This window comes from Cupriavidus mimosae, from assembly GCF_023952485.1.
In the GTDB taxonomy this organism is placed as follows: Bacteria; Pseudomonadota; Gammaproteobacteria; order Burkholderiales; family Burkholderiaceae; genus Cupriavidus; species Cupriavidus taiwanensis_C.
Map to the genome: position 1 here is coordinate 419382 of NZ_JALHRY010000002.1, position 22530 is coordinate 441911.

Here is a 22530-nt window from a genome sequence, read left to right on the forward strand (position 1 = left end):
GGCGCGGCCGGAAACCGCGATCAGCTGGTGCGCTCCAGCACCGCGGCAAAGAAGCCATCGGTCTGGTGCAGGTGCGGATACAAGGCGAACATGCCGTTGTCCGGCAGGCCCGGCACTTCGATCTTCTGGTCGGCCAGCACTTCGGCGGCCGGCACCAGGCGGAAGTTGGGATGCGCGGCGAGGAAATCGCGCACGATCTGCTCGTTCTCGGCCTCCAGCACGCTGCAGGTCGCGTACACCACGCGGCCGCCGCCCTTCACCAGCCGCGCCGCGGAGTCCAGGATCGCGCTCTGCTTGGCGGTCAGTTCCAGTACCGACTCCGGCGATTGCCGCCACTTCAGGTCAGGATTGCGGCGCAGCGTGCCCAGGCCGCTGCACGGCGCATCCACCAGCACGCGGTCGGCCTTGCCGGCCAGGCGTTTGATCTTGGCGTCGCGCTCGGAGTCGATCAGCACCGGATGGACGTTCGACAGCCCGCTGCGCGCCAGCCGCGGCTTCAAATTGGCCAGGCGTTTTTCCGATACGTCGAAGGCGTAGAGCCGGCCGGTCGAGCGCATCGCCGCGCCCAGCGCCAGGGTCTTGCCGCCCGCGCCGGCGCAGAAGTCGACCACCATCTCGCCGCGCCGCGGCGCCACCAGGCTGCACAGCAGCTGGCTGCCCTCGTCCTGCACCTCGACCAGGCCGTTGACGAAGATCGGGAGCTGGTTCAGCGCCGGCTTGCCGGCCATGCGGATGCCGGCCGGCGCCATCGGCGTGGGCTCGGCGCCCAGGCCCGCGGCCTGCAGCTCGGCCAGCGCGGCCTCGCGGCTGGTCTTGCCCAGGTTGACGCGCAGGTCCAGCGGCGCCGGGCGCAGCCAGGCGTCGCCCAGGGCCGCGGCAAAGGACTCGCCATGCTGGCGCACCAGTTCGTCGTACAGCCACTCGGGCAGGTTGGCGCGCACGCGCGGCGCCAGGCTGGAGCGCTCGATGGTGGTCAGGCGGTCCAGCCACTCGGCTTCATCGGGATACAGGAACGGCGACAGCGCGTCGCGGCCCAGCGTCGCCGCCAGGCCGAGCAGCGCCAGCCGACGCGAGGCCGCGCCGGTGCCGCTCTCGGCAAACTGGGCAAACTCGACACGCCGGCGCAGCACCGCGTAGATCGCTTCGGCAATGATGCCGCGCTCGCGGTGGCCGAGCTTGGCGTTTTCGCGGAAGTAGTAGCTGACCACCGCGTCGGCGGGTCGTGCGAACAGCATGACCTTGCCCAGCAGGCGATCGATATGCTGGATGTGGGTGGCATGCAGGCCGCCATGCGTGCGCGACGGGGCGCCGTTGGCGCCGCTGGCATTGGGCGACTTGCGGATCGGGCTGCTCTTGCCCTTGCTGCGCGCGGGGGCGCGGCCCTCGCCGCGCGGGGAACGGTTTCCTGCCTGGGTACGGCTCATGCCTGGACTCCTGCCGCCGGGGTCGCGGCGGAGATGGCCATCAGCAATTGCGGTTCGGCCGGGTTGATAACATTGACCACGCCATTCTGGAGCTGCAGGCGGTCCTCGACGAACCACTGCACGGCGCGGGGATAAATCATGTGCTCGCAGGCGAGCAGGCGCTCGGCCAGGGTCGCGGGCGTGTCCGCCGGCAGCACGTCGAGCGCGGCCTGGATCACGATCGGGCCATGGTCGAGCTCCGGGGTCACGAAATGCACGGTGGCGCCATGCAGCTTGACACCGGCATCCAGCGCCTGCTGGTGGGTATTCAGGCCGGGGAAGCACGGCAGCAGCGACGGATGGATATTCAGCAGCCGGCCCGCGTAGCGGTCGACAAAGCCGGGCGTGAGTATACGCATGAAGCCCGCCAGCACCACCAGATCGGAGGCATGGGCGTCGATGGCCTCGGCCAGCGCCGCGTCGAAGGCGGCGCGGTCTGGGTACTGGCGATGGTCGACCACGCCGGTTTCAATGCCTTGCTGGCGCGCAAACTGCAGGCCCGCGGCGTCCGGCCGGTTCGACAGCACCGCCGCCACGCGGGCGGGCCAGCCGCCGTCCGCGCAGGCACGGACGATGGCTTCCATATTGGAGCCTCGCCCGGAAATCAAGATGACAATTTTTTTCATCGCGCAATTCTACCAAGGCAAGGCGCTAAACTCCGGTAAAGCCAAACCAGTACGTGCTTAATTCACGAGATCCGGACAGGCGCCGATTAACTGGCCTGTGGTAGCGAAGCCGTATAACCCGATTGATGGATTGTGACGCTTCGCCCCCTCTGCTAGAGTGGGCCCTACGTCCACGCGCCATTCCTGTGCACGACACAGGTTCTCCGGAGAGGTGACAACAAGGACGAAACGGGATATTTGAACGGGAATTCGCATGTCGAACGCTGCACCGACGTTGTTGGTGGTCGATGATCATCCTATGGCCTTGTCAGGGACCACCGCCTTCCTGGCCGAAGTCATGCCGGATGTGGCAGTCCATGCCGCCGGCAGTGCCCGCGAGGCCCTGGCCAGCCTGCAGCAAGGCTTGCGCCCCGATATCGTGCTGCTCGATATCTGGCTGAATGACGGTACCGGCTTCGATGCCATGCAGACCTTCAAGACCGTCATCCCGGGCGCGCGCTTTATCTTCATGTCGGCCGAGGCCACGCCGGAAATCGTCGGCCGCGCCCGTGCGCTGTCGGCGTGCGGCTTCGTCGGCAAGCACCTGGATGCCAATGCCTTCACCGCCGCGGTGCGCAAGGTGCTGGCCGGCGACACCGCCTTCCCCACCGACGAAGCCCTCAACGGGCGCGCGCAATCGTTCGGCCCGGCCCACGGCATTCCGGTCACGCCCGCGGAACTGGGCCTGACGCCGCGGCAAGGTTCGGTGCTGGCGCTGGTGCTGGAAGGCCTGCCCAACAAGGTGATCGCGCGGCGGCTCGGGCTGACCGAGAACACCGTCAAGGAACACGTTTCCGCCATCCTGCAGCGCCTGGGCGTGCGCACCCGCATGCAGGTGATGTCGCGCATGGAACGGTTCCGGCTGCGCCAGTAAGGCGCGCCACCGCCCTGGCTGCCCGCCCGCGTCAGCTTCGCCCTAGGCTACTCGCAGCCAGCGCCGCAGCAGCATACGCAGCGAGGCCGGGTCCACCGGCTTGGGCAGCACGAAATATCCCGCCTCTTCCGCCGCCGCCAGCGCGGCCGACTTCAGGTCTCCGGTCAGCAATGCGCTGCGCGCCTGCGGCTGCGTGTTCTGCCAGCGCTCGAGCAGGTCCAGCCCGTTCTCGCTGCCGGGCAGGCGCAGGTCGCAGAAAATGATGTCCGGGCGCAGGCCCTGGGCAAACAGCTTGTCGGCCTCGGCGCCGTGCGCGGCGCAGGCCACGCGGATGCCCCACGCCTCCATCAATGCGATCCACGCCTTGCGGATCTGGCTGTCGTCGTCGACCACCAGCACCGTGCCCTGCAGGCGATCGGGCTTGGCCTCCTCGGCCTGCGCCATGGCGCGCATCTCGCGCACGCTGGCCACGGTCTCGGCCGGCACCGGCGCCAGCGCGAACCAGAACACCGAGCCCTTGCCCGGCACCGAACGCACGCCATAGGTGCCGCGCATCAGCCGCACGCATTCCTTGAAGATCGCCAGCCCCAGCCCCAGGCCCTGCGACGGGTCGCGCTGCGGGTTGTGGACCTGGTAGTAGGGCGAGAAGATGTCCGGCAGATGCTCGGGGGTGACGCCGGCGCCGGTGTCCCACACCTCGAGCCGCACGTTCTTGCGGCGCTGGCGCGCGGTCACCAGCACGCCGCCGCGCTGGGTATAGCGCAGCGCGTTCTGCACCAGGTTGAACAAGGCCCGGCGCAACAGCACCGGTTCGGCCATGGCGTACAGTTCGTCCGGCACGCGCGGGGTCAGGGTCAGCCCGCTTTCGCGCGCGTCGGCGGCAAACTGGCTCATCACGTCGCGGATCAGCGCGCCCAGCTCGCACGGCTCCAGCGTCGGCAAGACCTTGCGCCCTTCCAGCTTGGACAGGTCCAGCAGCGAGCGGAACAACAGGTCGATGGTCTGGGTGCCCGCCGCCACCTGCTCCACCAGCGGATGCAGCGCGCTCGACTGGTTGCGCGCGCGCAGTGCCTCGACCAGCATCACCAGCGCATGTACCGGCTGGCGCAGGTCATGGCTGGCCGCCGCCAGGAAGCGCGACTTTTCTTCGCTGGCATGCAGCGCCCGCTCCTTCTCGTCCTGGAACTGCCTGGCCAGGCGCCGGCTGTCGCCCTCCAGCTGGATCGCGCGCACCAGCGTCACCTGCAGGTTGAAGGCGTGGCGCGACAGCATCAGGGCGTAGATCGCCAGCAGTCCCTGCACATAGACGCCGTGGCCGGGGAAGGCGAATTCCGCCATCAGCAGGTTCGGCACCAGGATCGGCACGCCGGCGTAGACCAGGTTCGACGGCACCGGCGCCTGCGACACCGCACCGCCGGCAAGGACGCCGAGAGTCAGCAGGTACAGCACGCTGGAGAACACCGGCGAGGCTGTATATAAATGCAGCAGCGCCGAGCTGCCCCAGGTCACGCCGGTCAGGAAAGCGACCGCGCGCATATTGTTCCACCACTTGTGCGTGTGCGCGGAACGGCTCATCAGGGCGTGGTCGCGCTGGTAGCCGATGTAGAACCACAGCCCGCCGGCCGTGAGCAGCAGCATCACCGCGCACCAGCCCACCAGTGCGGCGGGGCTGACGTCGTTCCAGAAGCCGAGGGTGGTCAGCGCGGGCAGCAGCACCGAGGCGACGATGGCGGTCGGCGCATTCTTGTGCACGATCGCCATCAGCTTGGCGCGCGTTTCGACGTCGAGCTGGGCGCTCGACTGAGGCAGGCCCCTGGGCAGGAGCCGGGAAAAGAACCGATAGGTCAGCGCTTTCAACTGGGAATCGGGAATGGGCGAAGATCGGGCATACCGCGCTGGATGCCCGCAGCGATCCCGTAGTGAGCCAAAGTGGCGCCTATCATGCCGCCTTTTGCGGCATCGCGCCATGGCGGGAGGGCCGGTTGCGGCACAAAAGCCGCAGCGCGGCGACCGGCCGGGGGCGGCGGCAGCGGCAAGCCGACCCATTCGCCTTATAATGCTCGCTTTACCCGAATCGTTTCCCGCCGTCCCCGTGAAAGTCTTCCGCGGCCTGCCCAACGCCGAGAGCCGGGCGCCCTGCGCGCTCACCATCGGCAATTTCGACGGTGTGCATCGCGGCCACCAGTCACTGCTCGCGCGTGCGCGGGCGGCGGCGGATGCGCGCGGCCTGCCGCTGTGCGTGATGACCTTCGAGCCGCATCCGCGCGAGTTCTTTACGCCGGACAAGGCCCCCACCCGGATCGCGCTGCTGCGCGACAAGCTGGAAAGCCTGCGCCGCAACGGCGTCGACCGCGTGGTGGTGGAACACTTCAACGCCCACTTTGCCGGCCAGTCGCCGCAGGAATTCGTCGAGAACGTGCTCTGGCATGGCCTGCATACCCGCTGGCTGCTGGTCGGCGACGATTTCCGCTTCGGCGCCAAACGCGCCGGCGACTTTGCCTACCTGCAGGAGGCCGGGCGCCGCTACGGCTTCGATGTCGAGCAGATGGGCTCGGTGTCCGAGGGCGGCATCCGGATCTCCAGCTCGGCGGTGCGCCAGGCGCTGGCCGATGGCGACCTGGAGCATGCGCGGCGCCTGCTCGGCCATGGCTACGCCATCAGCGGCCACGTTATCCACGGCCGCAAGCTGGGTCGCGACCTCGGCTTCCCGACGCTGAACCTGCGCATCTCGCACAAGCGGCCCGCGGTCAGCGGCATTTTCGTGGTGCAGGTGCACGGCATCGCCGACCATCCGCTGCCCGGCGTGGCCAGCATCGGTGTGCGCCCCACCATCGAGGACGCCGGCCGGGTGCTGCTCGAAGTCCACCTGTTCGATTTCAATGAGAGCCTGTACGGCAAGCTGGTGCGGGTCGAATTCATGAAAAAACTGCGCGACGAGGCGCGCTTCGACTCCCTGGATGAACTCACCGCCGCGATCGCCAAGGACAGCGCCGACGCGCGCGCCTTCTTCGGCCTGATGGCGCCAGGCGCCGCGGCCGCGGTGGCGGCGGACGGCAGCGGCGGCCGCGATTTCGCCACCTCGGCCACCGACCGAATTAGGTAGCGGCCGGCGCCCCGCACACCGCTGCGCGGGCCCGGTTCGCACGCCGCCTGCCCCAGTCTTCACGCGCCCCCGCCGGCCCAGCGCCGGCCGCGCGCCAACCGAATTGCCCTGAGAATCGAAATGTCTGACGACAAACGCGCCAAGCCCGAGAAGAACAAGTATCCCGTCAACCTGCTCGACACGCCCTTCCCGATGCGTGGCGACCTGCCCAAGCGCGAGCCGCAATGGGTCAAGCAGTGGCAGGAGAAGCAGCTCTACAAGAAGATCCGCGCGGCGCGCAAGGGCGCGAAGAAGTTCGTGCTGCACGACGGCCCCCCCTATGCCAACGGCGATATCCATATCGGCCACGCCGTCAACAAGGTGCTCAAGGACATGATCATCAAGGCGCGCGGGCTGACCGGCCTCGATGCCGTCTACGTGCCGGGCTGGGATTGCCACGGCATGCCGATCGAGATCCAGATCGAGAAGAAGTTCGGCAAGGGCCTGCCGGTGCAGGAAGTCCAGGCCAAGGCGCGCGCATACGCCACCGAGCAGATCAAGCGCCAGATGGTGGACTTCGAGCGTCTGGGCGTGCTCGGCGACTGGGATCACCCCTACCTGACCATGAACCACAGCAACGAGGCGGACGAACTGCGCGCGCTCGGCAAGATCATGGAAAAGGGCTATGTGTTCCGCGGCCTGAAGCCGGTGAACTGGTGCTTCGACTGCGGCTCGGCGCTGGCCGAGGCCGAAGTCGAATACAAGGACAAGGTCGACCTGTCGATCGACGTGGGCTTTCCGTTCGCCGAGACCGACAAGCTGGCGCACGCGTTCAAGGTGCCGGTCGAGCAGATCGACGCCAGGCCGGGCTGGATCGTAATCTGGACCACCACGCCGTGGACCATCCCGAGCAACCAGGCGCTGAACGTGCACCCCGAGGTGGAATACGCGCTGGTCGACACCCCGCGCGGCCACCTGATCCTGGCCACCGAGCGGGTCGAGGAACAACTGAAAGTCTATGCCCTGGAAGGCAAGGTCGTCGCCACGGCCACCGGTGCCGCGCTGTCGGAAATCCGCTTCCATCACCCGCTGGCCAAGATGGACGCCGGTTATGACCGCCTGTCCCCGATCTACCTGGGCGACTACGTCACCACCGACACCGGCTCGGGCATCGTGCACTCGGCCCCTGCCTATGGCGTGGAAGACTTCCAGTCGTGCAAGGCGCACGGCATGCCCGACAGCGACATCATCAGCCCCGTGATGGGCAACGGCGTCTACGCCGGCACGCTGCCGCTGTTCGGCGGCTTGTCGATCTGGGATGCCAACCCCAAGATCGTCGATGCGCTGCAGGAATCGGGCAACCTGTTTAACTCGCACAAGTACACCCACAGCTACATGCACTGCTGGCGCCACAAGACCCCGATCATCTACCGCGCCACGTCACAGTGGTTCGCGGGCATGGACGTGGACCCGGCGGAAGAGAACGGCAAGCCCGTGCCGTCGCTGCGCGAGACCGCGCTGGCCGGCATCGACGCCACCGAGTTCTACCCCGCGTGGGGCAAGCAGCGCCTGCACAACATGATCGCCCACCGGCCGGACTGGACCCTGTCGCGCCAGCGCCAGTGGGGCGTGCCGATGGCGTTCTTCGTGCACAAGGAAACCGGCGCGCTGCATCCGCGTACGCCTGAACTGCTGGAACAGATCGCCAAGCGCGTCGAGCAGCACGGCATCGAAGCCTGGCAGACGCTGGATCCGGTCGAACTGCTGGGCGACGAAGCCAGCCAGTACGAGAAGAACCGCGACACGCTCGACGTCTGGTTCGATTCCGGCACCACGCACTGGACCGTGATCCGCGGCTCGCACCGCGACGACCTGTACGATCCGTCCGCCGACGAGGCCGACGGGCGCCTGGCCGACCTGTACCTGGAAGGCTCGGACCAGCACCGCGGCTGGTTCCACTCGTCGCTGCTGACCGCCTCGATGCTGTATGGCAAGCCGCCCTACAAGGCGCTGCTGACGCACGGCTTCACCGTCGACGGCGAAGGCCGCAAGATGTCCAAGTCGATCGGCAATACCGTGTCGCCGCAGGACATCGCGAACAAGATGGGCGCCGAGATCATCCGCCTGTGGGTGGCCTCGACCGATTACTCCGGCGAGTTGTCGATCTCGGACGAGATCCTCAAGCGCGTGGTGGAAGGCTATCGCCGCATCCGCAATACGCTGCGCTTCCTGCTGTCGAACCTGTCCGACTACGACCACGGCAAGCACGCGCTGCCCGCGGCCGAATGGCTGGAGATCGACCGCTACGCCGTGGCGCTGACCGCGCAGCTGCAGCAGGAAGTGCTGTCGCACTACGAGGCCTATGAATTCCACCCGGTGGTGGCCAAGCTGCAGACCTTCTGCTCCGAGGACCTGGGCGGCTTCTACCTCGACGTGCTGAAGGACCGCCTGTACACCACCGCGCCGGATTCGAAGGCGCGCCGCGCCGCGCAGAACGCGCTGTATCACATTACCCAGGCGATGCTGCATTGGATGGCGCCGTTCCTGTCGTTCACCGCCGAGGAAGCATGGCAGGTGTTCGCCCATGGCACCGCGCATACCGACACCATTTTCACCAGCACCTATTACGCCGTGCCGGAAGTCGACGATGCCGACGACCTGCTGCAGAAATGGCATACGCTGCGCGAAGTGCGCGCCGAGGTCACGCGGCAGCTGGAGGCGGTGCGCGTGGAAGGCGAGATCGGTTCGTCGCTGCAGGCCGAGCTGACCATCCAGGCCGGCGGCCCGGTGCTGGCGGCGCTGCAAAGCCTGGGCGACGACCTGCGCTTCGTGCTGCTGACCTCGTCGGCCAAGGTCGCACCCGCGCCCGAGGCCGGCGACCTGCTGGTGACGGTGACGCCGTCGGCGCATGCCAAGTGCGAGCGCTGCTGGCACTACCGCGCCGATGTCGGCCACAACCCCGACCACCCCACCCTCTGCGGCCGCTGCGACAGCAACCTGTTCGGCGCCGGCGAACACAGGAGCCATGCCTGATGGCATCGACCACGTCCCGTTCGGCGCGCCCCGCGCGCCGCAACAACAAGGCCGCCGGCAGCACCACCCCGTTGCTGTGGATGGCCTTTGCGCTGCTGGTGGTGCTGCTCGACCAGTTCTTCAAGATCGTGATCGTGCGCAGCTTCAGCTACGGCGAGTCGCGCCCGGTGACCGGCTTCTTCAACCTGGTGCTGGTCTACAACAAGGGCGCGGCGTTCAGCTTCCTGGCCGACGCCGGCGGCTGGCAGCGCTGGTTCTTCACCGGCCTGGGCGTGGTGGTCGGCGCGTTCATCGTCTGGCTGCTGTACCGCCATACCGGCCAGCGGCTGTTCTGCTTCGCGGTGTCGCTGATCCTGGGCGGCGCGGTTGGCAACGTGATCGACCGCGTGGTCTACGGCCACGTGATCGATTTCCTGGACTTCTACGTAGGCAGGTATCACTGGCCGGCTTTCAATGTCGCGGATTGCGCGATCACGGTGGGCGCGGTGCTGCTGATCGTCGACGAGCTGCGGCGGGTGCGCAAGCACTGAGCGGCGCCGCTAACATTCCCCTTCCCTCCCCAGCCAGGTTCCCCACCATGGATTTGCGCGGCAAGCACATCGTTCTCGGCCTGACCGGCGGCATCGCCTGCTACAAGTCGGCCGAACTGGTCCGGCTGCTGACCAAGGCCGGCGCCACCGTGCAGGTGGCCATGACCGAGGCGGCGACGCATTTCATCACGCCGGTGACGATGCAGGCGCTATCGGGCCGGCCAGTCTTCCTGTCGCAATGGGATGCGCGCATCGACAACAACATGGCACATATCGACCTCTCGCGCGAGGCCGACGCCATTGTCATCGCGCCCGCCTCGACCGACTTCATGGCGCGGCTGGCCAACGGCCTGTGCGACGACCTGCTGAGCACGCTGTGCATCGCGCGCGACTGCCCGCTGCTGGTGGCGCCGGCGATGAACCGACAGATGTGGGCCGCCCCCGCCACGCAGCGCAACGCCGCGCAGCTGCGCGCCGACGGCGTGGTGATCCTGGGCCCGGGCAGCGGCGACCAGGCCTGCGGCGAAGTCGGCGACGGCCGCATGCTGGAGCCCGAGGAGTTGCTCGACGACATCATCGCCTTCTTCCAGCCCAAGCCGCTGCAAGGCAAGCGCATGCTGATCACCGCCGGCCCGACCTTCGAGGCGATCGACCCGGTGCGCGGCATCACCAATCTGTCGTCCGGCAAGATGGGCTTCTCGATCGCGCGCGCGGCGCGCGAGGCCGGCGCCGAAGTGCTGCTGGTGGCCGGCCCCACCGGCCTGCCAACCCCGCGCGGCGTGATGCGCACCGACGTGCGCAGCGCGCAGCAGATGCATGACGCGGTGATGGCGCAGTTGCCAGGCGTGGATGTCTTTGTCGCGGTGGCCGCGGTTGCGGACTGGCGCCCGGCCGAGGTCGCGCAGCAGAAGCTGAAGAAGGCCAGCGCTACCGATACGCCGACGCTGCAGTTCGTGCAGAACCCCGACATCCTGGCCGCGGTCGCGGCCCGCGCCGATGCGCCGTACTGCGTCGGCTTTGCCGCCGAAAGCGAGAACCTGGAGCAGTACGGCGAGCAGAAGCGCCAGCGCAAGGGCGTGCCGCTGCTGGTGGGCAATATCGGCCACCACACCTTCGGCCTGGACGACAACGAGATCGTGCTGTTCGACGCCGCCGGCATGACGCGGCTGCCGCGCGCCGACAAGCTGTCGCTGGCGCGGCAGCTGGTCGCGGCCATCGGCCAGCGCCTGCCCGGTCGCGCGCGGCCCTGACTTTTGCAACGCATTCCCGAGATTGCTTATGACCCAGCCTTTGAACCCGACCGTCGAAATCAAGGTGCTCGATGCGCGCCTGAACGAATGGGGCCTGCCCGCCTACCAGAGCGAGATGGCCGCCGCCATCGACCTGCACGCCTGCGTCGACGCGCCCGTGGCGATCGCGCCGGGCACGCCCGCGCAGCTGGTGCCGGCCGGCATCGCCGTGCACATGGGCAATCCGTACATGGCGGCGACCATCGTGCCGCGCTCGGGACTGGGCCACAAGAAGGGGCTGGTGCTGGGCAATTCGATCGGCGTGATCGATGCCGACTACCAGGGCCAGATCATGGTCAGCGTGTGGAACCGCAACGCGCCTGGCACGGAGCCGATCCTGATCCAGCCGGGCGAGCGCATTGCGCAGATGATGTTCGTGCCGGTGCTGCGGCCGGTGTTCACGACGGTCGAAGAGTTCAGCGAGGACAGCGAACGCGGTGCGGGCGGCTTTGGCTCGACCGGCGTGCATCACGCCAAGGCCAGCGCCTGACGAGGTGCCGGCCTCGGCATGAAGTACTGGCGCCCCGCGGGGCGCCAGTTTGCATTTCAGCCCTGCTGCTCGAACAGCAAGGCCACGCCGCTGGCGGCAGCGGCCGGAACCAGGGTCTCGCGCGGGCCCAGGTCGTGGGTCGGAACGCCCTGCTCGCGCCAGCCGGCGCGGGCCGCCGCAAGGTCGTCGGTGCGCAAGCGGATCGCCGCATACCCCGGCCCTTCGCGTCGGATATGCGCGCTGCCGGTGGCTGACGCCAGCGCCTGCGGCGTGCTCAGCACCAGCGTGGCATTGTCGACCGCCAGGCTGCTGACATGTTCGCTCAGCTGCGTCAGCTCGCCGCCGGTCAGCTCGGCATAGGCGCGCGCGGCGGCATCCACCAGCGCCGGCGCCACCACCAGGAACATGGTCGCGATGCTGTGCGCGCCGTTGGCATGGCGCATCCATTCGGGCCGCCACAGCAGCTCGGGGGTACGGTGCTCGCAGACGAAATAGCGCGCACCCGGCGCGTCGTCGAGCGCGGTCACGCGAAACGTGGCCGGATGTTCGCTGCCATCGTCCAGCCGCACCGGACGCGAGAATTCAATCGGCTCCGAGGTATGCCAGCCGTCCGCGCGCAGCCGCGCCGCGGTGGCAAAGGCATCGGCGCTCTTGCACGACATCGCCGCACAGCCGCCGCCGCGCTGCTGGGCGTCCCAGTAATACTGCCGGCTGGGGCTGGGCGCGGTCACGTGCAGCAACTCGAGGTAGTCGCGCTGCAGCATGATGCAGTGGTTCTGCGAGCCCAGCGTGTGGTAGCCGCGCGGCGTCAGCGTGAAGCCGAGCCGCTGCCAGGACTGCGCCCCGGCATCGAGGTCGGGACACACCACCACGGCGTGATCGAACATTTCTGCTTGCGTTGCCATCGGCATCCCCCCGGACGCATGGCGCACGGCGGCGCCGGACTGGTTTATTCGAACTGGATATTGGCCTTGCGCGCCACCGCCTGCCATTTGTCATGCTCGCGGCGCACCAGCTGGCCGAGCTCGGCCGGGCTGCCGCCGACGATTTCGAAGCCTTGCGCGCCGAGCGCATCGACCACGCGTGGCTGGCGCAGCGACTCGACCAGCGCGCCGTGCAGGCGCGTCACCGTCGCCGCCGGCAGGTCGGCCGGACCAAACACGCCGATCCACGAATAGGCCTCGAAGCCCTTGAGGCCCTGCTCGGCCACCGTGGGCACCTGCGGCAACTGGCGCAGCCGGCTGGTGCCGGTCACGCCCAGCACCTTGATCGTGCGCGCGGCCACGTGCGCCTGCACCGCGGCGTAGCTGCTGAAGAAGATGTCGACTTCATTGGACAGCACCGCCTGCACCGCCGGGCCGCCGCCCTTGTAGGGCACGTGCAGCATATGCACGCCGGCCTCGGTCGCCAGCGCCTCGGCCGCGAGCTGGTTCAGGCTGCCGATGCCCGACGACGCATAGCGCACGCCGTCATGCCTGGCCTTGGCCAGCGCCACCAGTTCGCGCACGTTCGACGCCGGCAGCGCCGGGTTGGCCGCGATCACCAGCGGGAAACGCACCAGCTGCGAGATCGGCGAGAAATCGCGGAAGGTGTCGTAGGGCAGCTGCTTGTAGGCAAACGGGTTGATCGCATGCGTGTCGAATGCCATCAGCAGCGTATTGCCGTCCGGCCTGGCGCGCGCCACGGTGCTCGACGCGATCAGCCCGCCTGCCCCCGGCTTGTTGTCCACCACCACGGTCTGCCCCAGCGCCGCCTTCAGCCCGGGCTGCAGCTGGCGTGCGACGATGTCGACGCTGCCGCCCGGCGGGAACGGCAGCACCAGGGCGATCGGACGGTGGCTGGCGGCGCCATCGGCGGCGCTGGCGATGGTGGCATGGAGCATCGGGCCCGGCAAGGCGCCCAGCGGCAGGATCTTGAGCAGCAGGCGGCGTCGCCGCGTGCGTTCGGCAGAGGACATCAGGGGTTTCAGGCTGGGTTTGGACGCCGGGGGCGCTGGGGCGTCGGGCCGGATACGGGCGGCCAACGCCGGTACAAAAGAAACAGGGCGGCCACTGTGGCCGCCCCGCTATTTTGCCCGATGATCGACCCCGTTGCCCGCAACGCGGCCGATCATCGCTCACGCTTCTGCACGCTGTTCTTCGGGCGCCTCGGGCGGTTCTGGCTCGATCTCGGAGAAATCGAGCTTGATCTGGTCCTGCTCGTCCAGATCCACTACCACCTTGCCGCCGGAGACCAGGCGGCCGAACAGCAGCTCGTCGGCCAGCGCCTTGCGGATCATGTCCTGGATCAGGCGCTGCATCGGACGCGCGCCCATCAGCGGGTCGAAGCCCTTGTGCGCCAGGAACTTGCGCAGCTTCTCGCTGAAGCTGGCTTCCACCTTCTTCTCGTGCAGCTGCTCTTCCAGCTGCATCAGGAACTTGTCGACCACGCGCAGGATGATTTCCTCATCGAGGGAGCGGAAGCTGATGGTGGCATCCAGCCGGTTGCGGAACTCCGGCGTAAACATGCGCTTGATGTCGGCCATCTCGTCGCCCTGCTCGCGCGAGCTGGTGAAGCCGATGGTGGCGCGGTTCATGGTCTCCGCTCCCGCGTTGGTGGTCATGATGATGATCACGTTGCGGAAGTCGGCGCGCCGGCCGTTATTGTCGGTCAGCGAACCATGGTCCATCACCTGCAGCAGGATATTGAAGATATCCGGATGCGCTTTCTCGATTTCGTCCAGCAGCAGCACGCAGTGCGGCTTCTTGGTGACGGCCTCGGTCAGCAGACCGCCCTGGTCGAAGCCGACGTATCCCGGCGGCGCGCCGATCAGGCGGCTCACCGCATGGCGTTCCATGTATTCGGACATGTCGAAGCGCAGCAGCTCGATGCCCATGATGAAGGCCAGCTGCTTGGCGACCTCGGTCTTGCCCACGCCGGTGGGACCCGAGAACAGGAACGAGCCGATCGGCTTGTCGGTCTTGCCCAGGCCCGCGCGCGACATCTTGATCGCCGAGGCCAGCGCCTCGATCGCCGGATCCTGGCCGAACACCACCGACTTCAGGTCGCGTTCCAGCGTCTGCAGCTTGCTGCGGTCGTCCTGGTTCACGCTCTGCGGCGGGATGCGCGCGATGCGCGAGACGATGTCCTCGATCTCGCCCTTGCCGATGGTCTTCTTCTGCTTGGACTTCGGCAGGATGCGCTGCGCCGCCCCGGCCTCGTCGATCACGTCGATGGCCTTGTCCGGCAGATGGCGGTCGGTGATGAAGCGGGCCGACAGCTCGGCCGCGGCGGTCAGCGCCGAAGCCGCGTACTTGACGCCATGGTGCTCCTCGAAGCGCGACTTCAGCCCGCGCAGGATCTGCACGGTCTGGTCGACCGACGGCTCGACCACGTCGATCTTCTGGAAGCGCCGCGACAGCGCCGCGTCCTTCTCGAAGATGCCGCGGTATTCGGTGAAGGTGGTCGCGCCGATGCACTTGAGCTGGCCCGACGACAGCGCCGGCTTGAGCAGGTTGCTGGCGTCCAGCGTCCCGCCCGAGGCGGCGCCCGCGCCGATCAGCGTGTGGATCTCGTCGATGAACAGGATCGCGTTCGGATTGTCCCTGAGCGACTTCAGCACGCCCTTCAGGCGCTGCTCGAAGTCACCGCGGTACTTGGTGCCGGCCAGCAGCGCGCCCATGTCGAGCGAGTACACGGTGGCCTTTTCCAGGATGTCCGGGACTTCGTTCTTGGTGATGCGCCACGCCAGGCCTTCCGCGATCGCGGTCTTGCCGACGCCTGCCTCGCCCACCAGCAGCGGGTTGTTCTTGCGCCGGCGGCACAGCACCTGCACCACGCGCTCGACCTCGCTTTCGCGGCCGATCAGCGGGTCGATCTTGCCGGCCTTGGCCAGCGCGTTCAGGTTCTGGGTGTATTGCTCGAGCGGGCTTTCCTTGCCATCGCCGCCCTCGCCTTCGCCAGCATTGTCGCCATGCTTGGCGGGCTCGGACTGGTCCTTGCGGATGCCGTGGCTGATGAAATTGACCACATCCAGGCGCGTCACGCCCTGCTGCTGCAGGTAGTAGACCGCGTGCGAATCCTTCTCGCCGAAAATGGCGACCAGCACGTTGGCACCGGTCACTTCCTTCTTGCCGTTGGAAGTGGATTGGACGTGCATGATCGCGCGCTGGATCACGCGCTGGAAGCCAAGCGTGGGCTGGGTATCGACCTCGTCGGTCCCCGGCACCACCGGCGTGTTATCCGCGATGAAGTTCTTAAGGCTGGTGCGCAGGTCCTCGATATTGGCCGCGCAGGCGCGCAAGACTTCAGCTGCCGTGGGATTGTCGAGCAATGCCAGCAGCAGGTGCTCCACGGTAATGAACTCGTGGCGTGCCTGCCTGGCTTCGACAAAAGCCATATGCAGGCTCACTTCCAATTCTTGCGCAATCATGCTTCCTCCATCACGCACTGCAGGGGGTGCCCCGCCTGCCGCGCGTGCGTTGACACCAGCTCGACCTTAGTCGCCGCGATATCCCTGGTGTAGATACCACAGACGCCCTTTCCTTCCCGGTGCACGGTCAGCATGATCTGCGTCGCCGTTTCCCGGTCCCTGCTGAAATACTGCTGCAGGATCATCACGACAAACTCCATCGGAGTGTAGTCGTCGTTCAGCAGCACCACCTTGAACATGGCAGGCGGTTTCAGCGCCTGCTCTTTGCGCTCCAGGATGGTGCCCGCTTCGCGTTGTGGGACATTCGCAAGCCGTGTAGCCATGGCTTTATTCTAACCCTTACTCGCAACTCTGCAATTTGGGGAAAAGGCGGTGGATTCAAGAGTCCGGCCACCGGTTTTCCGTGGTGAATGGGAGCGGCTGGTTCCGCGGAAGGCCTTGCAAGGCACGTCGCCGCGCCGTCTGAAAATCCGGGCCGGCGGCCGCCAATTGATGGCAACGGTAACACCAGGCGCCGTCCTGTTCCTGCCACACCCTTCTGGCAGTGGGGAATCCGCCAGCTTGACAGTCTCCGGCTTTGCCAGAAAAATCGGCCGCACACCCACCGAAGGCAGCGAGCCAAAGCAACAGCCAAGGCGGGTGATCCGTGAGCAGGGAGGCCCACGGCCCGCGGCGACGAGTCAGCAATCAGACTGGCCGCCTCGTGATAGCACTCGCCGCGCGTCATCGCCGGCCGCATCTCAGCACGCGGCCAGCCATGGCGCCGCAGTCCGTGCCGTCTGGCTGGCAAGCTTCCCCGCTTGAAAATCTGCTATTTCGTTGGGGGAGTATATGGCAAGCGGTATCGTCAAATGGTTCAATGACGCCAAGGGATTCGGGTTCATCAAGCCGGACGAGGGCGAAGAAGAACTGTTTGCGCACTTTTCGGCAATCCAGATGGCGGGCTTCAAGACGCTGAAGGAAGGCCAGCGCGTCTCGTTCGAGGTGGTCCAGGGCCCGAAGGGCAAGCAGGCCACCAATATCCAGGACGCCAGCTAAAGCGCGCCGCGACCGCATCCCCGGCCGCAGAGCCACCGGAGCGGTCACCAGGGTGTGGGGGGATTCCCCCGGGACGGGACCGATGCCAGCGCCCCGCTGGCCGCCAGGGGCGGCGCGGCGGGCACCGGCTCGCATCAGCGGCACGCACACCCGATCGAAAGCCCGGCCTGGCGCCGGGCTTTCTGGTTTTTGGGCCGGCCTTGCGGCCAGCCTTGCAGCGCCTGCTCGCGCCGGTTCAGGTCCAGCCGTCGATCTTCAGGCCGCTGGCCTGTTCGGCCTCCTCCTTGGTGACCTTGCGCACAGTGTGGCCGAAGGTCCAGACATGACCCTCGGCATCGCGGGCGGTGTAGGTCCGGTCGCCATAGAACTCGTCCTGCGGCTCGCGCAGGATCGCGGCGCCGGCAGCCCGGGCCCGCTCGCAATGCTGGTCGAGCCCGTCGGGCAGATGCACATGCACGGTCTGGGTGTTCTTGCCCCCGGTCGACGCCGGGCTGGCGGTAAAGTCGGCCCACTCGCTGCCCACCATCAGGTAGCTGTCGCCGAAACGCATTTCGGAATGCACCGGCTGTCCCTGCTGGTCGCGGATCACCATGACCCGCTCGAACCCGAACGCGCGCTCCAGCCAGTCCAGCGCCGCCAGCGGATCCTTGTAGAACAGGGCCGCGCCGAACGCGGTGCGGCGGAAGGGATCGTCCATGCCAGTCTCCCCGGGCCGGATGCCCGTCAGTCCAGAAGTTCTAGCCAACGCCGCGGCGCCCGGCAAGAAAAAACCCCGGTACTGGGTACCAGCACCGGGGTTTTGCCGACAGTACGCCCGCCTTGGCGGGAGTCTGTGCTTACATATTGTCGATCATCACCTGCCCGAAGCCCGAGCACGACACCTGCGTCGCGCCTTCCAGCAGGCGGGCGAAATCGTAGGTGACCTTTTTGGACAGGATCGACTTCTCCATCGACGCAATGATCAGGTCGGCGGCCTCGGTCCAGCCCATGTGGCGCAGCATCATTTCGGCCGACAGGATTTCCGAGCCCGGATTGACGTAATCCTTGCCGGCGTACTTCGGCGCGGTGCCGTGGGTGGCTTCGAACATCGCCACCGAGTCCGACATGTTGGCGCCCGGCGCGATGCCGATGCCGCCAACCTGTGCCGCCAGCGCGTCGGAGACGTAGTCGCCGTTGAGGTTCAGCGTGGCGATCACCGAGTATTCGGCCGGGCGCAGCAGGATCTGCTGCAGGAAGGCGTCTGCGATGGCATCCTTGACCACGATGTCCTTGCCGGTCTTCGGGTTCTTGAACTTGCACCACGGACCGCCATCGACCAGCTCGGCACCGAATTCTTTCTGTGCCAGCTCATAGCCCCAGTCGCGGAAGCCACCTTCGGTGAACTTCATGATGTTGCCCTTGTGCACCAGCGTCACCGACGGCTTGTCGTTGTCGATCGCGTACTGGATCGCCTTGCGCACCAGGCGCTCGGTGCCCTCGCGCGACACCGGCTTGACGCCGATGCCCGAGGTCGCCGGGAAGCGGATCTTCTTCACGCCCATCTCGTTCTGCAGGAACGCGATCAGCTTCTTGGCCTGGTCGCTCTCGGCCGCCCACTCGATGCCGGCGTAAATGTCTTCCGAGTTCTCGCGGAAGATCACCATATCGGTCTTTTCCGGCTCGCGCACGGGTGAGGGCACGCCCTTGAAGTAGCGTACCGGGCGCAGGCAGACATAAAGGTCCAGCTGCTGGCGCAGCGCCACGTTGAGCGAGCGGATGCCGCCGCCGACCGGCGTGGTCAGCGGACCCTTGATCGACACCACGTATTCCTTCAGCACGTCCAGGGTTTCATCCGGCAGCCACACGTCCGGGCCGTAGACCTTGGTCGACTTCTCGCCGGCGTAGATCTCCATCCAGGCGATCTTGCGCTTGCCGCCGTACGCCTTGGCCACGGCCGCGTCGACCACCTTGATCATCACCGGGGTGATATCGAGGCCCGTACCGTCGCCTTCGATATAAGGAATGATCGGGTTGTCCGGGACATTGAGCGAAAAGTCCTGGTTGACCGTGATCTTTTCGCCTGCCGGAACCTTGATGTGTTGGTACATGACGTCTCCAGTTACGGAACGGTTGTGACTGCCGCCGGTTCGTGGCCGGACGGCGAGATTCGGGGAGATGGCGCTGTGCATTGTAGCGGGCCTGGAGGCCCGGCCCATACTGCCGTGCATCATGCCGGCGCCATGCCTGATCGGCTTCAGTCTTATATAAGACACAAGACTAATTTTATATTATGCAGCAATTTTTCATCATCCGCCAATCGGGCAGGACCCCGATCCGGCGACCTGACCGACCCGCCCACGCGCCGCTGCGGCATACTTGCGCCCCATGACCCTGATCGCCCTGAATAAGCCGTTTGGCACCATGAGCCAGTTCTCGGAACACCCGACGCGGCCAACGCTGGCGTCGTGCGTGTCGGTGCCTGGCGTCTATCCGGCGGGCCGGCTCGATGCCGACAGCGAGGGCTTGCTGCTGCTGACTGACGATGGCGCGCTGCAGGCGCGCATCGCCGACCCGCGCCACAAGCTCGAAAAAACCTATCTGGCGCAGGTCGAAGGCATTCCCGACGCGGACGCCCTCGCCCGCCTGCGCGCCGGGGTCGATCTTGGCGACTTCGTGACCCAACCAGCGACGGTACGCGCCATCGAAGCCCCCGACTGGCTATGGCCGCGCCATCCGCCGGTGCGCTTTCGCGCCGCCATCCCGACCGCGTGGCTGGAGCTGAAGATCCGGGAAGGCAAGAACCGGCAGGTCCGGCGCATGACGGCGGCGGTTGGCTTTCCGACGCTGCGGCTGATCCGGGTGGCAATCGGCGCGCTCGACCTGCGCGCGCTCGGCCTTGCGCCCGGCCAAAGCCGCGAAGTGCCACTCGCGGAGTCGGGCATTGCGCTGTCGACAACCACGGGACGCGCGGCGCCAGCCCCGCGCACTCATGTCTCAAAGACCAGACAGGCGAACGACGTCAAGCGGCGCTTGCGTTACAAAAGCTAACAAATCGCCCGTCAACGCTGGCAACAGCGGCCTCGTTCTTGTCGGGGACACGTCCAACCACGCGTCACCACTTTCCCGACTGTTCTTATCCTTCGAGGTAATACGCCATGAAAAAACTGATCGCTGCACTGGTTGTCGGCCTGTTTGCCACCGGCGCCTTCGCCCAGGCCACTACGCCTGCCGAGCCGGCCACGCCCGCGGCCGCGGCCACCAAGGAAGCCCCGAAGAAAACCGCCAAGAAGAAGGCCACCCACAAGAAGCACAGCAAGAAGAAGGAAACCGCTGCTGCCGCAGCCCCGGCCGCGTAACCAGGGCTGACGCCACTGCCAGGCCGTGCGCCGGCATCAGAAAGAAAGGCAGGCCGCCCCCAGGGCGCCTGCCTTTTTTGTTTGGTGGCGGTTGCACCGCGCGCGGCGTGCCACGCGTGCAACCTGCGTTATGCTTGCGGCTGCCCGACGCCGAGCCTTCCCGGACTGACCATCATGCCCCTGTTGTCGAAGACCCTGACCTCAAGCTGCTGCTTCGCGATCGCTACACTGGCGGGCGGCATTGCCAACGCCCAAGGCGCGCTGCCGATGGCGCCGCTGACCGCGGGCATGTATGCGATCCAGGCTGAAGTCGCCGCAACGCCCGCCGCGCGCGAGCAAGGTCTGATGTACCGGAAATCGATGGCGCCCAATGCCGGCATGCTGTTCGTGTTCGAGCAGAAGGCGGGCCACTGCTTCTGGATGCGCAATACCGAGCTGCCGCTGTCGATTGCGTTCCTCGCCGACGACGGCACCATCGTCAATATCGAAGACATGGCGCCGCGCACCGAAAACAACCATTGCCCGAAGGCGGCGGTCCGCTATGCGCTGGAAATGAACCAGGGCTGGTTCACGCAGAAGGGCATCAAGGCCGGCGCGAAGATCGGGGGGTTGCCGCAGCCGCGCTGAGGGGCGGCCGCGCGCGGCGCCGGCACGGAAGCCGGCGCGGGTGCTGCTCAGTCGCGGAAGTTGTTGAAGTCCAGCGGTGCCTCGGACACATCCTTGCGCAGCATGGCGATCACGTTCTGCAGGTCGTCGCGCTTGGTGCCCGACACCCGCACCGTGTCGCCCTGGATGCTGGCCTGGACCTTGATCTTGCTGTCCTTGATCATGCGCACGATCTTCTTGGAAAGGTCGCCGGTCACGCCCTTCTTGATGGTGATCACCTGCTTTACCTTGTCGCCGCTGATTTTCTCGGTCTTGCCGTAATCCAGGAAGCGCACGTCGACATTGCGCTTGGCCATCTTGCTGATCAGCACGTCCTTGACCTGGTCCAGCTTGAAATCATCGTCGGCAAAGGCGGTCAGCTCGTTTTCCTTGTGCTCTACCCGGGCATCGGAGCCCTTGAAATCGAAGCGCGTCGAGATTTCCTTGTTGGCCTGCTCGACGGCGTTCTTCACCTCGACCATATTCGCTTCGCACACTACGTCAAACGACGGCATTGCATTCTCCTTGTGATCCGTATGCCCGGAAGCCAGCCGCGCACGGCGCCTTCCGTATAATCCAGCCTACCTCGCAGTTCCGGGTCGCGCACACCAGCGGCGGCCGCGTCACCTTTCCCTTGCATGGCAGATTTCCACGAATTCTATCCCCTGCGTCGCCACAATACATTCGGATTCGATGCGCGCGCGCGCTTTGCCGTGCCCGTGCGCAGCGAGGCCGACCTGATCACGGCGCTGGCCGACCCGCGCGCCGCGGGCTTGCCGCTGGTGGTACTGGGTGGCGGCAGCAATGTCGTGCTGACCGGCGATCTCGACGCACTGGTGCTGTTGATGGAAATCCCGGGCTACCAGGTCGAAGCCACCAGCGCGGGCGGCGAAGCGTGGCTGGTGACCGCCGGCGCGGGCGAAAACTGGCACGCGCTGGTCAACCGCACCATCGCCGACGGCATGCCGGGGCTGGAAAACCTGGCGCTGATCCCCGGCACCGCCGGCGCGGCGCCGATCCAGAACATCGGCGCCTACGGGGTGGAGTTGCGCGAGCGCTTTGCCGGCGTGCGTGCCTATGACCGGCACACCGGCACCTTCGTCTGGCTGGACCTGCAAGCGTGCGAGTTCGGCTACCGCGACAGCCTGTTCAAGCGTGCCGGCGCCGGGCGCTACATCATTACCGCGGTAACGCTGCGCCTGCCGAAGGGATGGCAGCCGGTGCTGTCGTACGGCGAACTGGCGCGTGAACTGAATGGCCGGGCCACGCCGGACGCGGCCACCATCCGCGACGCCGTGGTCGCGATCCGCTCGCGCAAGCTGCCCGACCCCGCGCAGCTGGGCAATGCCGGCAGCTTCTTCAAGAATCCGCTGGTCAGCGCCACGCAGCGCGACGCCTTGCTGCAGGCGCATCCTGACCTGGTCAGCTATGCGCAGCCAGACGGCACATACAAGCTGGCGGCCGGCTGGCTGATCGACCGCTGCGGCTTCAAGGGCCTGAGCGACGGCCCGGTGGGTGTCTATGGCAAGCAGGCACTGGTGCTGGTGCACCACGGCGGCGGCACCGGCGCGATGCTGCTGGAGTTGGCCAACCGCATCGCCGATACCGTGCAGGCGCGCTACGGCGTGCGCATCGAGCCCGAGCCGGTGGTGCTGTAACACCGCGGGCCAGTCCG

The 22530-nt window shown here is 66.9% G+C and carries 21 protein-coding genes; 11 read left to right on the plus strand and 10 right to left on the minus strand.

Annotated features, from left to right (window positions below; genetic code table 11):
- Window positions 1-20: 20 nt before the first annotated feature.
- On the minus strand, window positions 21-1424 hold the full coding sequence (locus MKD50_RS05925) for an RsmB/NOP family class I SAM-dependent RNA methyltransferase (protein WP_252666646.1): 1404 nt from the start codon (window positions 1422-1424) through the stop codon (window positions 21-23).
- Entirely contained in the window at window positions 1421-2089 is a 669-nt protein-coding gene (gene purN, locus MKD50_RS05930; protein WP_252666647.1) for a phosphoribosylglycinamide formyltransferase, read from the minus strand. The genes MKD50_RS05925 and purN overlap by 4 nt, the downstream gene beginning before the upstream one ends.
- Window positions 2090-2342: 253 nt before the next feature.
- On the opposite strand from purN, the gene MKD50_RS05935 reads away from it, so the two are divergent.
- The gene (locus MKD50_RS05935) at window positions 2343-3002 is read left to right on the plus strand and encodes a response regulator (RefSeq protein ID WP_012353747.1); all 660 of its coding nucleotides are present in this window, start codon (window positions 2343-2345) and stop codon (window positions 3000-3002) included.
- A gap of 42 nt (window positions 3003-3044) precedes the next feature.
- Here the strand turns inward: MKD50_RS05935 and MKD50_RS05940 are convergent, their stop codons facing one another.
- Entirely contained in the window at window positions 3045-4859 is a 1815-nt protein-coding gene (locus MKD50_RS05940; protein WP_115704565.1) for a hybrid sensor histidine kinase/response regulator, read from the minus strand.
- A 235-nt stretch (window positions 4860-5094) separates the two neighbouring features.
- Between MKD50_RS05940 and MKD50_RS05945 the strand changes: the two genes are divergently transcribed.
- From MKD50_RS05945 to dut, 5 genes are all read left to right on the plus strand, one after another.
- A complete protein-coding gene (locus MKD50_RS05945) occupies window positions 5095-6105 on the plus strand; it encodes a bifunctional riboflavin kinase/FAD synthetase (RefSeq protein ID WP_115704567.1) in 1011 nt (336 codons plus the stop codon).
- A gap of 120 nt (window positions 6106-6225) precedes the next feature.
- Entirely contained in the window at window positions 6226-9117 is a 2892-nt protein-coding gene (gene ileS / locus MKD50_RS05950) for an isoleucine--tRNA ligase (RefSeq protein ID WP_252666648.1), read from the plus strand.
- On the plus strand, window positions 9117-9647 hold the full coding sequence (lspA, locus tag MKD50_RS05955) for a signal peptidase II (protein ID WP_115704571.1): 531 nt from the start codon (window positions 9117-9119) through the stop codon (window positions 9645-9647). Before ileS ends, lspA begins: the two co-directional genes overlap by 1 nt.
- 47 nt (window positions 9648-9694) lie before the next feature.
- Window positions 9695-10897: a bifunctional phosphopantothenoylcysteine decarboxylase/phosphopantothenate--cysteine ligase CoaBC gene (gene coaBC / locus MKD50_RS05960; protein WP_115704573.1), complete on the plus strand. Its 1203-nt coding sequence runs from the start codon at window positions 9695-9697 to the stop codon at window positions 10895-10897.
- Window positions 10898-10925: 28 nt separating this feature from the next.
- Window positions 10926-11426 (plus strand): dUTP diphosphatase, encoded by a 501-nt coding sequence (gene dut / locus MKD50_RS05965; protein ID WP_115704575.1) that lies wholly within the window; start codon window positions 10926-10928, stop codon window positions 11424-11426.
- Between the two features lie 56 nt (window positions 11427-11482).
- Here the strand turns inward: dut and MKD50_RS05970 are convergent, their stop codons facing one another.
- The 4 genes from MKD50_RS05970 to clpS form a co-directional block, all read right to left on the minus strand.
- Window positions 11483-12331, minus strand: coding sequence for a VOC family protein (locus MKD50_RS05970; protein ID WP_115704712.1), 849 nt, complete (start codon window positions 12329-12331; stop codon window positions 11483-11485).
- A gap of 44 nt (window positions 12332-12375) precedes the next feature.
- Complete coding sequence (locus MKD50_RS05975) at window positions 12376-13383, minus strand: tripartite tricarboxylate transporter substrate binding protein (protein ID WP_240072568.1); 1008 nt, start codon at window positions 13381-13383, stop codon at window positions 12376-12378.
- 159 nt (window positions 13384-13542) lie between these two features.
- A complete protein-coding gene (gene clpA, locus MKD50_RS05980) occupies window positions 13543-15837 on the minus strand; it encodes an ATP-dependent Clp protease ATP-binding subunit ClpA (protein ID WP_252666649.1) in 2295 nt (764 codons plus the stop codon).
- Window positions 15834-16160 (minus strand): ATP-dependent Clp protease adapter ClpS, encoded by a 327-nt coding sequence (gene clpS / locus MKD50_RS05985; protein ID WP_010814998.1) that lies wholly within the window; start codon window positions 16158-16160, stop codon window positions 15834-15836. The genes clpA and clpS overlap by 4 nt, the downstream gene beginning before the upstream one ends.
- A gap of 508 nt (window positions 16161-16668) precedes the next feature.
- On the opposite strand from clpS, the gene MKD50_RS05990 reads away from it, so the two are divergent.
- On the plus strand, window positions 16669-16875 hold the full coding sequence (locus tag MKD50_RS05990) for a cold-shock protein (RefSeq protein ID WP_012353757.1): 207 nt from the start codon (window positions 16669-16671) through the stop codon (window positions 16873-16875).
- Window positions 16876-17110: 235 nt separating this feature from the next.
- On the opposite strand, the gene MKD50_RS05995 is transcribed toward MKD50_RS05990, so the two are convergent.
- Entirely contained in the window at window positions 17111-17572 is a 462-nt protein-coding gene (locus MKD50_RS05995) for a VOC family protein (protein ID WP_252666650.1), read from the minus strand.
- Window positions 17573-17711: 139 nt separating this feature from the next.
- Window positions 17712-18962, minus strand: a complete 1251-nt coding sequence (gene icd, locus MKD50_RS06000; protein WP_112774326.1) for an NADP-dependent isocitrate dehydrogenase — start codon at window positions 18960-18962, stop codon at window positions 17712-17714.
- Window positions 18963-19239: 277 nt separating this feature from the next.
- Here icd and MKD50_RS06005 point away from each other — a divergent pair, with 277 nt between their 5' ends.
- The 3 genes from MKD50_RS06005 (at window position 19240) to MKD50_RS06015 (ending at window position 20837) form a co-directional block, all read left to right on the plus strand.
- Window positions 19240-19902 carry a pseudouridine synthase gene (locus MKD50_RS06005; RefSeq protein WP_252666651.1) on the plus strand — a complete coding sequence of 221 codons (663 nt, stop codon included), beginning with the start codon at window positions 19240-19242 and terminating at the stop codon, window positions 19900-19902.
- A 107-nt stretch (window positions 19903-20009) separates the two neighbouring features.
- Complete coding sequence (locus MKD50_RS06010; protein WP_115704580.1) at window positions 20010-20210, plus strand: hypothetical protein; 201 nt, start codon at window positions 20010-20012, stop codon at window positions 20208-20210.
- 174 nt (window positions 20211-20384) lie between these two features.
- A complete protein-coding gene (locus tag MKD50_RS06015) occupies window positions 20385-20837 on the plus strand; it encodes a DUF192 domain-containing protein (RefSeq protein ID WP_252666652.1) in 453 nt (150 codons plus the stop codon).
- A gap of 47 nt (window positions 20838-20884) precedes the next feature.
- Here MKD50_RS06015 and MKD50_RS06020 read toward each other — a convergent pair whose 3' ends face one another.
- Window positions 20885-21370 carry a YajQ family cyclic di-GMP-binding protein gene (locus MKD50_RS06020; protein ID WP_012353763.1) on the minus strand — a complete coding sequence of 162 codons (486 nt, stop codon included), beginning with the start codon at window positions 21368-21370 and terminating at the stop codon, window positions 20885-20887.
- 123 nt (window positions 21371-21493) lie between these two features.
- Between MKD50_RS06020 and murB the strand changes: the two genes are divergently transcribed.
- Window positions 21494-22513: a UDP-N-acetylmuramate dehydrogenase gene (gene murB / locus MKD50_RS06025; protein WP_252666653.1), complete on the plus strand. Its 1020-nt coding sequence runs from the start codon at window positions 21494-21496 to the stop codon at window positions 22511-22513.
- Window positions 22514-22530: the final 17 nt, after the last annotated feature.